This window comes from Xanthomonas campestris pv. phormiicola, assembly GCA_025666215.1.
In the GTDB taxonomy this organism is placed as follows: domain Bacteria; phylum Pseudomonadota; class Gammaproteobacteria; order Xanthomonadales; family Xanthomonadaceae; genus Xanthomonas_A; species Xanthomonas_A campestris_A.
Genome location: CP102593.1, coordinates 4614891 through 4629268, shown reverse-complemented (window position 1 = coordinate 4629268; position 14378 = coordinate 4614891). Strand labels below are relative to the sequence as shown.

Genomic DNA, 14378 nt, shown 5'->3' with positions numbered 1-14378 from the left:
GATTGTTCCTGGGGGGAATGAGGACGCGCGGCGCGTCATTGCGACTTGAGTTGCAGCGCGGTCTGTACGCGCATGGCCTGCCACGCCGGCAGCGCGCCGGCCAGCAGACTGCTGACCAACGCCAGCACCAGGGTGACCAGCAGCATGCTGCCGTCCATATGCGCCAGCCCGGCATAGTCGGCCGGTTGCCGCCGCACCAGCCACAGGCCGATCCAGGCGAACAGCAGGCCGAGCGTTCCACCGGCCGCGCCGATCATCCCGGCCTCCACCAGGTGCTGGGCGAAGATCGCCCGCCGCGACGCGCCCAGCGCGCGGCGCACGCCGATTTCGCCGCCATGGCGCATGAACTTGGCCAGCATCAGGCCGACGGTGTTGAGCAGGCAGATGCCCAGGAACACCAGCGCCAGCCACAGTTGCAGGCGCACGTCGGCAGGCACCGCATGATTGCGGTCCAGCCAGGTCATCACGTCGCTCAGGCGCGCGTCCGCCGGGTGGCTGAAACGGCCGGCATCGTGCTGCTGGCGCGCGTAGCTGTCGAGATAGTCGCGGTAAGCGGCCTGCTTGCCGGCATCGCCCAGTTCGACCCAATACTGGATCCACACGCAGGGGGCGTTCTCGCCGTTCGGACCGTTCGGACTGTCGCCCCAACAATCCATCGTGCCCCTGCTGCCGAGTTCCAGATCGCGCGAGGTGGAGAACGGAACGAACACGTCCTCGCTGTCGGCGTAGGTCTCGTTGGTCATGTCGTAGAAACGCGGGTTCATGCTCCAGTCGTCGGTCACCCCGACGATGCGCAGCACCGTATCGCCGATCTGCAGGTCCTTGCCGACGCTGTCGATGTCGCCGAACACCTGCTCGTTCAGATGCCGCGAAATCACCGCGATCCGCGCGCGCCGGCCATCGTCCTCGGCGGTCCAGGCATGGCCGTAGCGCATCGGCACGGCGAACATCGGGAAGAAATCGGCGCTGGTGTAGCGCGCCTCCACGGAAAACGGAGTCTGCTCCGCGCGCGCCGGCACCACGGTGACGCCGCCGGCGGACATCATCGCCTGGCGGTCGCCGCGCTTGTCGCGCAACAGCGCCTCGGCATCGCGGCGGGTCAGTTGCAGCGGCTCTTCGCCGGCGGGTTCGTACTTGTCGTCCGGATAGACATTCATTTCCACATAGAACAGCTGCCGGCTCTTGCCCGGGATCGGGTCGGCGGCCAGCACGTGGAACACGGTCAGCGTGGTCATCGACGCGCCGATACCCACGGCGATGGCGAGCACCATCAGCGCAGTCAGCAGCCGGTTGCGGCCGAAGCTGTGCAATGCCAGTTTGCAGTAGTAGCCGAACATCGGGAGTCCTGGGAAAAAGGGCCGGCTTGACGCCGGCCAAGGGGACGCTTCAAGCGCTGCGCGTGGCCACGGCCGGCGGTACCGCCGCGGCGCGGCGCGCCGGCGCGAACACCGCGATCTGGCCGAGCAGCCACAGCGTGACCGCGCCGAACGGCAGGTAGTACAGCGGCAATCGCGGCAACTCGTACTTGCCCATCAGCCACTGGTTGATCGCGTAGGCCAGCAGCATGCCGAGCACGATGCCGGTGCTGGCCAGCAGGAAGTTCTCGGTCTGGAAGTAGCGCAGGATCTGCCCGCGGGTGGCGCCGAGCGCGCGGCGGATGCCGATCTGCTTGGTGCGCTGCTGCACCCAGAAACTGGCCAGGCCGACGATGCCCAGCGCGGTCACGATCAGCAACGCGATGCACACCGCGCCGAGCAGCCACACCATCGCGCGGTCGCCCTGGAAGTAGGCGTCGCGGATCTCGGCGTAGGTCTGCTGCTTGAGCACCAGCCGGCTGTTGTCCACCTTCATCAGCGCCGCGGTCGCGGCGGCGAGCACTTCCTGGCGCCGCGCCGGGTCGGTGACCCGCAGCACGTACAGGCCGTCGGTGTAGCTCAGGCGCAGCGGCAGCAGCATCGCGTAGTCGATCTCGGCCAGGCCGCTGCTCGCGGTCGGCCGCGCCAGCGTCTCGACGATGCCGACCACGCGTGCGGCCACCGGCCCGGTATAGACGGTCTTCCCGAGGGCGTTCTGCCCGGGGAACATCTTTTCCGCTGTGGCGCGATTGAGAATGATGGCGGTGCCTTTTTTCTGCACTTCCTTGTCGGTTTGCGCGGTTTCCAGATCCAGGTATTCGTCGGGCGTGAAGTCGCGCCCGGCCGCCATCCGCAGGCCCAGGGTCTGCAGCGTGCCTTCCTCGGCCATGTACTGCGCCGCATTGAGGGTGGGTCGCTCCTGGTCCGGAGTCAGCGACAGGCTGGTGTTCCAGGAGTAGTGCACGAACGGCACCTGGTTGAGCACGGTCGCGCTGCGCACGCCCGGCACCGCGCGCAACGCGGCCAGGTCCTCGCGGGTGCGCGCGGCGGCATTGACCTGCTGGCCGATGCCGCCCAGCGAGATCGTCACCAGTTCCGATTCGGCGATGCCGCTGGGCCGGTGCAGGGTCTCGATGCGGTTGCCGATCAGGAACAGCGCGTTGCACACGATCGCGCAGGCCAGCGCGATCTCGAGCACGATCAGCGCGGCGGCGGTCTTGTGCCGGCGCAGGGTGGAGAGGATGGGGCGGATGTCCATGGCGGTAACCTTGTGAGGGACCTTCGTTGGCGGTCTGCCTGCCGCGTCGCGGCGGGCGTCGTGGTCAGGAGGATTTGAGCTGCAGCGCCGGTGCGACCTGGATCGCGCGCCAGGACGGCAGCAGGCCCGCCAGCAGGCTGGCGACCAGGGCCAGGGCGAAGGTCAGCAGCAGCATCGTGGGATCCAGGTGGGCCAGCTTGGCGTAGCCGGAGGGCTGCTGGCGGACCGCCCACAGCCCGAGCACGGCCAGGCCGAGACCGGCGATGCCGCCGGCCAGGCCGATGGTGCCGGCCTCCACCAGGCACTGCGCGAAGATCGCGCGGCGCGAGGCGCCCAGCGCGCGGCGCACGCCGATCTCGCTGCTGCGGCGCAGAAACTTGGCCAGCAGCAGGCCGACGGTGTTGAGCAGGCACACCAGCAGGAAGCCCATCGCCAGCCACAGCTGCAGGCGCACGTCGCCCGGCACCACTTCGTTGTGGTCCAGCCACTGCATCACGTTGCGCAGGCGCACGTTGTTCGGACGCTGGAAGCGGCCGGCGGCGCGCTGCTGGTTGGAGTAGTTCTCGAGGTAGGCCTTGTAGTCGGCGACCTGCGCCGGACTCTCCAGTTCCGCCCAATACTGGACCCAGGTGCAGGGGGCGTTGAGTCCGGTCGGCTCGCCATTGCTGTCGCCGAAGCAGTTCATGCTGCCGTTGCGGTCCATCTTCAGGTCCATCGCCACCGAGAACGGCAGGTAGGCCTGCTCGTCCGAGCCGTAGGTGTTGGTGATGTCGTAGAAGCGTGGATTGGGTTCCCACGTATCCAGCACGCCGACGATGCGGAACGTGTGCTGGTCCATGCGCAGTTCGCGGCCGACGCTGTCGGCGCCGTCGTACAGCTTTTCGTTGAGCTTCTTGCTGATGACCGCCACGCGCTCGTGGCGCTCGTCTTCGGTGCCGGTCCAGCCATGGCCGTACAGGAACGGCGTGTCGAACATCGGGAAGAAGTCCGCCGAGGTGAAGCGCACTTCCGACTTGAACGGTTTCAGCCCGCTCTTGAGCGGTTCCACCGCCACCGATCCGCCGGTCATCAACGCCTGCCGCTTGGCCCGCTTCTCGCGCAGCAGCGCTTCGGCGTCGTAGCGCGTGTTCTGGAAATCCGGCTCCTCGCCGGGCTGGAAGCCGGCCTTCGGCTGCGCGTCCACCTGCACGTAGAACAGCCGGTCGCTCTTGTGCGGGATCGGATCGCCCGAGAGCACGTAGAACACGGTCAGCGTGGTCATGCTGGCGCCGATGCCCAGCGCGATGGCCAGCACCATCAGCGCGGTGAGCACCTTGTTGCGGCGGAAGCTGCGCAAGGCGAGGCGGAAGTAATAGCCGAACATGGGTGGCTCCGGGTCAGGCGCTGCGGGTGGCGATGGCGGGTGGGATCGAAGCGGCGCGTCGCGCCGGCGCGAGGACGGCGAGCTGGCCAAGCAGCAACAGGGCGACCAGCCCGATCGGCAGGTAGACGGCCGGCAGTCGCGGCAACTCGTAGTGCTGCAGCAGCCACAGGTTGGCGGCGTAGGCCAGCGGCATGCCCAGCGCGATGCCGCTGCCGGTGACCAGCAGGTTCTCGACCTGGAAATGACGCAGGACCTGGCCGCGCGTGGCGCCGAGCGCGCGGCGGATGCCGATCTGGCGGGTGCGCTGCTGGATCCAGAAGCCGCTGAGGCTGGCGATGCCGATCAGGGTGATCGTCGCGACCACGGCGCTCACCGTGCCGAACAGCCAGATGGCCGCCCGACGCGGCTTGAGCCGCGTGTCGCGCTGCGACTCGTAGTCGCTCACGCGCATGTCGATGCCTTCCATCATGCCGTTGCCGAGGATGCGCTTGAGCCGCTGCGGGATCTGCGCGATCACCGCCTGGCGCTGCTCGGGCGTGGCCCGGACCGCGTAGGTCAGGATCGGCACGCCGGTCACCTGGCCGGCCGTCACCATCGAGAACTCGGCCTTGCCGTCGTCCAGTTCGTCGATCTGGTAGCGCAGCAGGTGCCTGACCGTCCCGACCACGACGAAGCGCGCGGGGTCCTGCGGGTCCTTGCCGGTCAGCACGCCGCCCAGTGCTGGCCGGTTGCCGAACATGTGCCGCGCCAACGCGTCGGTGATGATGACCGCTTCGGTCTGGCCGGGCACGTCGGGTGCGCCCAGATCGATGTCCTTGCGTTCCTCCGCACTGAAGTCGCGGCCGCTGCTCAGCTGCAGGCCGAGCGCATCGAGCAGCGTGTCGCCGGTGAACAGGCTCACTGTTTCGGTCGCTTCCGGACCGGTGACGCGCCCGGTCATCGTCAGCGTGGAACTCATCGGCAGGCCGATCGTCGGCGAGACCGCCTTGACGCCGGGGATCGCGCGCAACGCTTCGGTGCCGGCGCGTACCTGCGCGGCGTTCCAGCTTCCCTTGTTGCTGACCAGTTGGTCGACCAGGACCAGCTCGTTGCGCGGCAATCCATCGGGGACCAGCATCGGCCCCAGCTTCTGCCATAGCAGGAACAGTACGTTGGTCAGGATGGCGCAGGCCAGCGCGGTCTGTGCGACCACCAGCAGCGGCATCAGTCGCTGTCGGTGCAGAGGGGCGAGATAGGGGCGAAGCGGCGTCATCAGGGCCCTCTCAGAGACTCTTCACTTGCAGGGCCGGTTGCAGCTGCACGGCGCGCCATGCAGGAATCACCCCGACCAGCAGCCCGGTGCATACGGCCAGCAGCAACAAGGGCAGGAACAATTCCGGCTGGAAGCGGGCCAGGGTGCTGTAGCTCTGATCCTGCAGGCGGACTACCCACAGGCCGAACAGGGTCGCAGGCAACGCGAGCACCCCGCCAAGCAATCCGATCAGGCCGGCTTCGGTCAGGCAGCGCACGAAGACCGCACCGCGCGGCGCGCCGAGCACGCGGTGCATGCCGATTTCGCCGGCGCGCTTGAAAAAGCGCGCCGCCAGCAGGCCGGCCACGTTGACCACGCACAGGGTGAGCAGGGCGATGGTCAGCCAGAAGTTCAGGCGCACGTTGTCCGGGACCACCCGATTGGCGTCGAGCCACTCCGGCACGTTGTGCAGCGTGGCCTGTGGCGGCCGCGCGTAGATGCCGGCGGCATGGCGTGCGCTGGCGAACGCGAGCAAGGCATCGCGGTAGCTATTCACCTGTGCGGGCGTACGCAACTGCGCCCACAGGTTCATCCAGCGGCACGCCGCGACGTTGATTTCGTTGAAGCGCACGCCACCGGGCGAGCTGTCGTCGCACTGCTGCTCGACGAGCGGCGTTGCCGCCGCGTCCAGCGCCGCCTGCACCGGCACGAACAGTTCGATCCTGGTCTCGTTCCAGACCGTGTCCAGCGACTGGATGAAGTAGAACGCCGGCCGCGGCTGCCAGTCGTCGCTGATGCCGATGACGCGGAACAGGTGCTTGCCCACGCGGATCTGCTTGCCGACGCCGTTCTCGGTGCCGAACAGCTTCAGGCTCAGCGCATGGCCGATGATCGCCACTGGCGTGGCGGCACGTTCCTCCTGCGCTGTCCAGGCGCGGCCGTGCCGCAGCGGCACGCCGAACAGCGCAGGCATCGGGCCGAGCGCCATCACCCCGTAGATGCCCTGCCGCCGCTTGCCGTCCTCGTCGCCGACGGTCAGATAGCTCGCCGCCAGCGCGGTCTGCACCATATCCGGATGCGCAGCGATGAATGCCTTGGCATCGCCCAGCTTCCAGAGCGACGGCGGCAGGCGGTTGGGTTCCATGTCGTCGTTGCTCTTTTGCGCCTGCCGCGACTCCACCCAGCCGGTGTACAGCTGCTGGCTCAGTCCCGGCAGCGGATCGGCCGAGAGCAGCGTCAGCAGGGTCAGCATCGTCATCACCGAGGCCAGGCCCAGGGCGAGGGTGAACACGGCGAGCAGCACCGTGCGCGGGTGCCTGCGCACTCCCTTCAACCCCAGTTCCACGGCGTACGGCAGCGACATGGCGGATCCTGTCTCAGCGGTTGTCGGCGGCGGACGGCATCGCCGCGCCGCTATGCCCCAGCACCGGTTCGCGCTGCAGGTCGGTGGCCTGGCCGTCGACGATGTGCACGTTGCGCTGCGCGCGCGCGGCCAGTTCCGGATCGTGGGTGACCATGACGATGGTCGAGCCCTGCGCGTTGATCTCTTCCAGCAGTTCCATCACCCCGCGTGCCATCTGCGAGTCCAGGTTGCCGGTCGGTTCGTCGGCCAGCAGCAGGCGCGGGCTGCCGGCCAGTGCGCGCGCGATCGCCGCGCGCTGTTGCTGGCCGCCGGACAGCTCGGATGGATAGTGCTTCATCCGCGACCCCAGCCCGACCCGGCCCAGCGCGTCCTCGATGCGCTGCTTGCGCTCGGCGGCGGCCATGCCGCGGTAGCGCAGCGGCACGTCGACGTTGTCGAACAGGTTGAGGTCGGGAATCAGGTTGAAGCCCTGGAAGATGAAGCCGATCTTCTGGTTGCGCATGCGCGAACGCGCATCGTCGTTGAGGTTGCTGACGTCCTGGCCGTCGAGCAGGTACTGGCCGCTGGTGAAGGTTTCCAGCAGGCCGGCGATGTTGAGGAAGGTGGTCTTGCCGGAGCCGGACGGCCCGGTGACGGCGACGAACTCGCCTTCGCGCACATGCAGATCCAGCGAGCGCAACGCGTGCGTCTCGACCTGTTCGGTGCGGAAGACCTTGGAGACGGAGCGCATTTCGAGCATGAGGTGGTTCCTTTGCTGGGAGTGGTGGTGCCGGGACTCGGGACTCGGGACTCGGAAAAGCAGGCGCGATACAGACAACTGAAACTTCGGTAGGGAGACGGATAACACGGTGTGGGCTCTTCCGAATCCCGAATCCCGAGTCCCGAATCCCGGCTTCTAATGCACCGTCACCTGCGGCGCCTCGCCGAACAGGTCGCTGCCGGAGACCACGACGCGGTCGCCGGGTTGCAGGCCCGAACGTACCTCGACTTCGCCCAGGCTGGTGACGCCGAGCTCCACCGGGCGGCGGATCGCCGAGTTGCCGTCCATCACGTAGGCGTAGCGGCCGCCGGACTGTTCGACGAACGGGCCGCGCTCGAGCTTGAGCACGTTCTTGCGCGTATCCAGCAGCACCCGCGCGCTCATGCGCTGGCTCTGGCGCAGGCCCGGCGGCTGCTTGTCGGTGAAGCGGATGCGCGCGTTGACCTCGCCGTTGACCACTTCCGGCGACACCGCCGAGATCGCGCCGGCGAACGGTTCGCCGGCGCCGCTGGTCAGCTGCGCCGGCATGCCGATCGCCAGGTCGCGGGCGAAGCTCTCCGGCACCTTGATCTCCAGTTCGAACTTGGACAGGTCGACCACGCTCAGCACCGGCGCGTTGGCGGCGACGTTGGTGTGCTGGGACACCTGCACCTGGCCGACCTGGCCGTCGAACGGCGAGCGCAGGGTGAGCAGATCGACCTGGCGCTGCACCTCGGTGACCACCGCACGCTGGCGCTCGGCGAGCAGGCGCTTGTTGCGCGCGTCCAGGCTCGCCCCCTGGGTCTGCAGGCCGGAATCCTTTTGCGCATGGCTCATCGCGATGTCGGCCTTCTTCAGCGAATCCTGCGCCTTGGCCAGTTCCACCGCCGGCACCGCGCCGCCGTCGTAGCCGCGCTGGTAGCGCTCCAGGTCGCGGCTGGCCGCCTGCCGCTCGATCTGCGCCTGGTCGACCAGCTTGCTGGCGTTGGCGCGCGCCAGCACCGCATCCAGGTCGGCGCGGCCGGCCTCCGCTTCCTGGCCGGCCAGCGTGGCCTCTTCCTGGGCGAGCTTGCTGCGCAGTTCGGGGCTGTCGATCTCGGCCAGCTCCTGGCCCTGCTTGACCACGTCGCCGGCGACCACCTTCAAGGTCACGGTGCCGCCGGAGATCGCGTACAGGGTGGGGCTGTTGGCGGCGATCAGGCGCCCGTCGGCGGAGATGTCGCGGACCAGGTCGCCGCGGCTGACCGTGGCGATGCGCACGCGCTGCGCATCGAACGAGCGGCTGCCGGCGATCCAGCCGCGCGCGGCGAAGGCGATGCCGAGCAGCACCGCCAAGCCGATCAGCGCGGGCCAGAACCAGCGGCGCCAGGCGGCGGCGGAGCGGGGGCGGGCGAGAACCTGGTCCTGGGCGGAAGTGTCGCGGATCATCGGTCGGGTCGGCGCAGTGGAGAATGAACGAATCCAAAGCACACCGCGTGCCAATCGCAAGTGTCTGAAATGGTTAGGGTTCCATTGGGGCGGGCCGCTGTCCGCGTGTCCGCGGACACGTTCGCGGACACCATGTCCGCGGCTGCAGCGGACGATCGGGACAGGCCGCGTTGCCGCGATCCACGTCCTGAGCGGGTGCGGCGCCGGGGACGGCGGTCCCCGCTCGGTCGCGCCATGTGCGCACGCTTCGCGCCGGTCCCTGCTACCCGAGCCGTGCCGCCAGGGCATGCGATGGCCCATCCAAGTCGCGTCGGCGGGTCCCATAGGACATTCAGCGGACAAAGCTAGAATGGCGATCTTTCGGTGCAGGGTGCGGCTATGTGCGGGATCGTGGGTGCGATTGCGGAGCGGGACGTGGTGCCGGTGCTGATCGAGGGCCTGAAGCGGCTGGAGTACCGCGGCTACGATTCCTCCGGCATCGCCGTGGTCGCCGGCGACCACGTGCGCCGGGTGCGCCGCACCGGACGCGTGGCGGAGATGGAAAGCGCCGCGCTGGCCGAGGGCCTGCACGCCACGCTGGGCATCGGCCACACCCGCTGGGCCACCCATGGCGGCGTCACCGAGGCCAACGCGCATCCGCATGTCAGCCATGGCGACCTGGCGCTGGTGCACAACGGCATCATCGAGAACCACGAGCAGCAGCGCGAGCGCCTGCGCGCGCTGGGCTACGTGTTCGAATCGCAGACCGATACCGAGGTCATCGCGCACCTGATCCACCACCACGCCGCGCAGGGGCTGTCGCTGCTGGCGGCGCTGCAGGCCGCGGTGAAGGAACTGACCGGCGCCTATGCGCTGGCCGCGGTCAGCAAGTCGCGCCCGGACGTGCTGGTGTGCGCGCGCATGGGCTGCCCGCTGCTGATCGGCCTGGGCGAGGGCGAGAACTTCATCGCCTCCGATGTCTCGGCGGTGCTGCAGGCCACGCGCCGGGTGATTTTCCTTGAGGAAGGCGACACCGCCGAGTTGAGCCGGACCGGCGTGCAGGTGTACGACGCCGAGGACCGGCCGGCGCAGCGCGAGCTGCACATGTCCGAGGTCTCGCTGGCCTCGCTGGAACTGGGCCCGTACCGCCACTTCATGCAGAAGGAGATCCACGAGCAGCCGCGCGCGCTGGCCGACACCCTGGAAGCGCTGTTCGACGCCGGCGGCTTCGACACCACGCTGTTCGGCCGCAACGCACATGCGTTGGCCGACATCGACGGCGTGCAGATCCTCGCCTGCGGCACCAGCTACTACGCCGGGCTGACCGCGCGCTACTGGATCGAGGCGATCGCCGGCCTGCCGTGCAGCGTGGAGATCGCCAGCGAATACCGCTACCGCGCCGCTTATGCCAACCCGCGGCAGCTGATCGTCACCATTTCCCAGTCCGGCGAGACCCTGGACACGATGGAGGCGCTGAAATACGCCAAGTCGCTGGGCCATCGCAAGACCTTGTCGATCTGCAACGTGCCCGAAAGCGCGATCCCGCGCGCCAGCGCGCTGGTGCTGTACACGCGCGCCGGCGCCGAGATCGGCGTGGCCTCGACCAAGGCCTTCACCACCCAGCTGGCGGCGCTGTTCCAGCTCGGCTGCGTGCTGGCCAAGCTGCGCGGGCGGCTGAGCGCCGCGCAGGAAGCCGATTACCTGGAACAGCTGCGCTACCTGCCGGGCAGCGTGCAACACGCGTTGAACCTGGAGCCGCAGATCGCGGTGTGGGCCGAGCGTTTCGCCGACAAGCACAACGCGCTGTTCCTGGGCCGCGGCCTGCACTATCCGATCGCGCTGGAAGGCGCGCTCAAGCTCAAGGAAATCACCTACATCCACGCCGAGGGCTATCCGGCCGGCGAACTCAAGCACGGCCCGCTGGCGCTGGTGGATGCGAACATGCCGGTGGTGGTGATCGCGCCCAACGACGCGCTGCTGGAGAAGGTGAAGTCCAACATGCAGGAAGTGCGCGCGCGCGGCGGCGAGCTGTTCGTGTTCGCCGACCAGGACAGCCACTTCAACGCATCCGAAGGCGTGCACGTGATCCGCACGCCGCGCAACGCCGGGCTGCTGAGTCCGGTGGTGCACACCATCCCGGTGCAGCTGCTCGCGTACCACACCGCGCTGGCGCGCGGCACCGACGTGGACAAGCCGCGCAACCTGGCCAAAAGCGTCACGGTGGAATGACCCTTGCGCGCGGACGCGCATGCGGCGTTGGGCCGCTCGGGTCGGCCGCGGCGCCGCGACCAGGATCTCGCCGCGGCTGCGCAGTTGCGCGCGGAGGCACGCCCGGGGCGCAGATCGCGATCGTCTGCCTGGCGCGCCGCGCGCGCGGCCACAGGCTCGCGTCCTGCGTGGCGTTGCCCGGTGCGCTCAGCCCGGCCTGCAGCATTCTGCCCCGGCGGGCCGCGCCGGGGCAGGCGCGGCCCTTGCCGCGGCTTCGCGCCTGAGGGACCGCATTGCGTCGTTGAAATCGAACGCCGTCCGCGTGCGGTCCGCGGGCCGGATCGGCATTGCGATGCAGCATTTTCCGACCGCACTAAAGTATGGGTCCCCATACCATGGTCTGGTATTGGATAGTCGTCACATTCGAGTCTGCCGAATGGCCCCCGTCGGGCCGAACCGGAGGGCTTGCCGAACGACGTAGTGGGCGAAACGCGGAGGGGCGTTGATGAACACAGGACGGATGGACGACACGGTCGGGAGCGCCGTCGCGGACGCGCCGGCCGCGCCGCTCGAGCGGGACCTGCCGCAGTGGAGCATGCACAGCGAGGCCGCTGCGCTCCGCGCGTGGAGCGCGTCCGCCGCGCGTCCGCCGGCGCAGCATGGCTGGATCGGGGCCGTCGACGTGGTCGGCACGGCGATGCCGCACCCGCCGATGTTCTCGTTTCCCATCGCGCAGACGCCGGCGCTACGCGCATTGCAGCGGCTGCCGTCCGCGGCTCCGAAGCTGGTGTCGGTCGTAGCGCCGATCGGATACGGCAAGACGGTGCTGCTCAGCGTGCTGCATCATGACCGCGACCGCCGGCGGGAAGCCTGCTGGTGGTTTTCGCTCGACGATCGCGACACCACGGCAAGCCGCTTGCTGTCCTACCTGGAAGCGCGGCTGGACGCGCTCGGCGCAGGCATCGCCGGGTTCGATCCGTCGGTCGCGGTGCATCAGGGCGGTGAGCCGGAAGGCGATCGTATCCGGCACATCGTCGCGCGGCTGCAGCGCATGCAGGCGCCGCTGACGCTGTTCATCGACAACGTCGGCTATTGCCGCTGTCCGGAGATCGGCCGGCTGCTCGAAGACCTGGTCTTCGAAACCCCGCCCTGGGTGCGAGTGGTCCTCTCCAGCACGGAAGCCCTGCCCATCGACCTGCTCCGCTGCAAGCTCGAGGGCCTGATGGAGGAGTACGGCGTCGCCGAGCTGAGCTTCGACGAGCAAGGCATCCGCGAAGTCTTCGGCGCGGCGCTGTGCGCAGGCCTGACGCCGGCATCCATCCACGCGGTCCTGCATCAGACCGAGGGATGGCCGGCCGCGGTGCGCTTGATGCAGATCCTGCTGTCGAGCGCGGCGCACCCGGCGAAAACCCTGGATGGGTTCTCCGGGCAGGACCAGGACATCGCGACGTTGTTGAATACGCAGGTTCTCAAGGGCTTCGCGCCCGAACTGCGTGGGTTCCTGTTGCGGTTGTCCCTGTTGCGGGATTTCGATGCCGGATTGGCCAGCCAGGCGACCGGGGTCGCGCACGCGCAAGCCCATCTCGATTACCTGTGGCGACACAATGTCTTCCTGATTCCGGTGGACGGCGAACGCCGCTATCGGCTGCACAACCTGTTCCGCGGATTCCTCGAAGCAGAGGCGCGGCGCGAGCTGACGGCCGCGCAGAGGACGGCGATCCTGGAGCGGGCCGCCATCCAGTGCGACAGGGAGGCGCGCTGCGCCGATGCCATCGACTATGCGCTGTCCGGCGGATCGGTGGGCCTGGCGGTGCAGATCCTCGAACGCACCGGCCCGATCTTCGTGCGCGATCTGGGCTACCTGGGCCGCTACCTGGGGTGGGTGAAGCAACTGCATGCCGCCGGCGAGTTCGGCGGTTGGGAAACGGACTTCTGGTACGTCTGGGCGCTGGTGTTCCGCCGTCGCTACGAACAGGCGCGCGAGCAGATGGCGCGCCTGTCCGCACGGCTGCAGCAGGCCAGGGCCGCGAATGCCGGCGACGGCGGGAAAATCGCTGCCGTGTCGCGCCGCATCGACATCATCCGGATCACGATCGGGGTCTATACGGATCGCCAGGCGGAGGCCAGGCGCCGCGCCGGCGACTGGCTCGCGACCATCACCGACCAGGAAGGCGGCGCCAGCGCCGATGCGCCGTTCGATGTCGCCACGATCGCATGCGCCGCGGCGATCCTCGATGCGAGCGCCTGCCGATTGATGGAGGCGCGGCGCATGGTGCGGATCGCGTCGGCGAGCATCGCGCAAGCGGAAAGCGCGTACGGAGACGGCTGGGTCATGGCGGTCAGCGCGCTGATTCCGCTGCGCGAAGGCGACTATGCGACGGCCTATCGTCTGCTGACCGACGCCCTGCATGCGGCCCGCCGCCGCCTGGGCGAGAATGCCGGCATCTGCGGGACGTTGAGCCTGTTGGCGTCGAGCGCGGCCATGCAGATGGACCTGCGCGACGAGGCGCAGGCGCTGTTGCTGCGCGGCCTGCAGCAGATCTCCACCCACGGCATCCTGGACACGGCCGCGCATGGCCTGGAGACGGCGGTGAAACTGTGGCCGGGCGAAGACACGCAGGCCGTGTCGCTGGTCGCGCTGCGCGCCATCGCCGCAACGTACCCGCCCAGGTTGAGCCTGATGCTCTCGTGCTTCATCGCCCGGCGGCTGCTGCAGCTGGGCCGGATCGAAGAAGCGCAGCACGAGGCCTGCATCCTCGGGATACAGGCCGAGGCCGGCGCCGGGGCCTGCGAAACGGCGCTGGCCGAACATGGGGCGTCGCTGCGCGACCTGGTCCAGGCGACGCGCATCGAATTGCTCATCGCCAGCGGCAAGCTCAAGCCGGCCAGCGCCTGCATCGCCGAGGAATCCGTGCGTGCGCGCGCCGAAGGGCGAAGCGGCAGGTTGGTCGAACTCGCCCTGGACGAGGCCTTCCTCAGCCAATGCACCCGCGATCCGGTTCCCGCGGCGCGCCATCTGACGCGCGCCATCTCGCTGGCGTCGCGGCGGCGCCACCTGCGCCCGTTTCGCGACAGGAGCGACCTGATCGCAGGCCTGGTCAACGATACGCGGCTGAAGGACTGGCCGTTCGTGAGCGAAGAAGAGCGCCGTTTCTTCGCCGAGGTCTGTGCCGGACTCGAGGTCGCGCGAAACCCGGTGTTGGAGCAGATGCAGGAATTGGACGGCTCGCGGACACTGAGCGAGACGCCCACCGCCCGGGAACTGGAGTTGCTGGGGCTGATCGAGGGCGGCCTGTCGAATCAGGAGATCGCCGACCGGCTGTCGTTGTCGCTGGCCACGGTGAAATGGCATCTGTACAACCTGTACGCCAAGTTGGGGGTCAAGAACCGCGCGTCGGCGCTCGCGCGGGCGCGGGCATTGAACCTGCTGGCGCGTTGACGCGGCAACGCCGGG

9 protein-coding genes are annotated in these 14378 nt (G+C 68.8%); 2 read left to right on the top strand and 7 right to left on the bottom strand.

Translation table 11 applies throughout. The annotated features are described in order from the left end of the window. Positions 1-35: 35 nt before the first annotated feature. The 7 genes from NRY95_19480 to NRY95_19450 form a co-directional block, all read right to left on the bottom strand. A complete protein-coding gene (locus tag NRY95_19480; protein ID UYC15845.1) occupies positions 36-1337 on the bottom strand; it encodes an ABC transporter permease in 1302 nt (433 codons plus the stop codon). Between the two features lie 49 nt (positions 1338-1386). Continuing rightward, positions 1387-2613 carry an ABC transporter permease gene (locus NRY95_19475; GenBank protein ID UYC15844.1) on the bottom strand — a complete coding sequence of 409 codons (1227 nt, stop codon included), beginning with the start codon at positions 2611-2613 and terminating at the stop codon, positions 1387-1389. A gap of 64 nt (positions 2614-2677) precedes the next feature. After that, positions 2678-3976: an ABC transporter permease gene (locus NRY95_19470; protein ID UYC15843.1), complete on the bottom strand. Its 1299-nt coding sequence runs from the start codon at positions 3974-3976 to the stop codon at positions 2678-2680. Positions 3977-3989: 13 nt separating this feature from the next. Next, a complete protein-coding gene (locus NRY95_19465) occupies positions 3990-5180 on the bottom strand; it encodes an FtsX-like permease family protein (GenBank protein UYC15842.1) in 1191 nt (396 codons plus the stop codon). A 58-nt stretch (positions 5181-5238) separates the two neighbouring features. Further along, entirely contained in the window at positions 5239-6570 is a 1332-nt protein-coding gene (locus tag NRY95_19460; protein ID UYC15841.1) for an ABC transporter permease, read from the bottom strand. Between the two features lie 13 nt (positions 6571-6583). Then, positions 6584-7309, bottom strand: coding sequence for an ABC transporter ATP-binding protein (locus NRY95_19455; GenBank protein UYC15840.1), 726 nt, complete (start codon positions 7307-7309; stop codon positions 6584-6586). A gap of 156 nt (positions 7310-7465) precedes the next feature. Then, positions 7466-8737 (bottom strand): efflux RND transporter periplasmic adaptor subunit, encoded by a 1272-nt coding sequence (locus tag NRY95_19450; GenBank protein UYC15839.1) that lies wholly within the window; start codon positions 8735-8737, stop codon positions 7466-7468. Positions 8738-9115: 378 nt separating this feature from the next. On the opposite strand from NRY95_19450, the gene glmS reads away from it, so the two are divergent. Continuing rightward, on the top strand, positions 9116-10945 hold the full coding sequence (glmS, locus tag NRY95_19445) for a glutamine--fructose-6-phosphate transaminase (isomerizing) (GenBank protein ID UYC15838.1): 1830 nt from the start codon (positions 9116-9118) through the stop codon (positions 10943-10945). A gap of 484 nt (positions 10946-11429) precedes the next feature. Further along, positions 11430-14363, top strand: coding sequence for a LuxR C-terminal-related transcriptional regulator (locus NRY95_19440; protein UYC15837.1), 2934 nt, complete (start codon positions 11430-11432; stop codon positions 14361-14363). Positions 14364-14378: the final 15 nt, after the last annotated feature.

Coding starts and splice junctions, on each gene's coding strand:
- NRY95_19480 (UYC15845.1), bottom strand. CDS start 1,337: ATGTTCGGCTACTACTGCAAACTGGCATTGCACAGCTTCGGCCGCAAC.
- NRY95_19475 (UYC15844.1), bottom strand. CDS start 2,613: ATGGACATCCGCCCCATCCTCTCCACCCTGCGCCGGCACAAGACCGCC.
- NRY95_19470 (UYC15843.1), bottom strand. CDS start 3,976: ATGTTCGGCTATTACTTCCGCCTCGCCTTGCGCAGCTTCCGCCGCAAC.
- NRY95_19465 (UYC15842.1), bottom strand. CDS start 5,180: ATGCCGCTGCTGGTGGTCGCACAGACCGCGCTGGCCTGCGCCATCCTG.
- NRY95_19460 (UYC15841.1), bottom strand. CDS start 6,570: ATGTCGCTGCCGTACGCCGTGGAACTGGGGTTGAAGGGAGTGCGCAGG.
- NRY95_19455 (UYC15840.1), bottom strand. CDS start 7,309: ATGCTCGAAATGCGCTCCGTCTCCAAGGTCTTCCGCACCGAACAGGTC.
- NRY95_19450 (UYC15839.1), bottom strand. CDS start 8,737: ATGATCCGCGACACTTCCGCCCAGGACCAGGTTCTCGCCCGCCCCCGC.
- glmS (UYC15838.1), top strand. CDS start 9,116: ATGTGCGGGATCGTGGGTGCGATTGCGGAGCGGGACGTGGTGCCGGTG.
- NRY95_19440 (UYC15837.1), top strand. CDS start 11,430: ATGAACACAGGACGGATGGACGACACGGTCGGGAGCGCCGTCGCGGAC.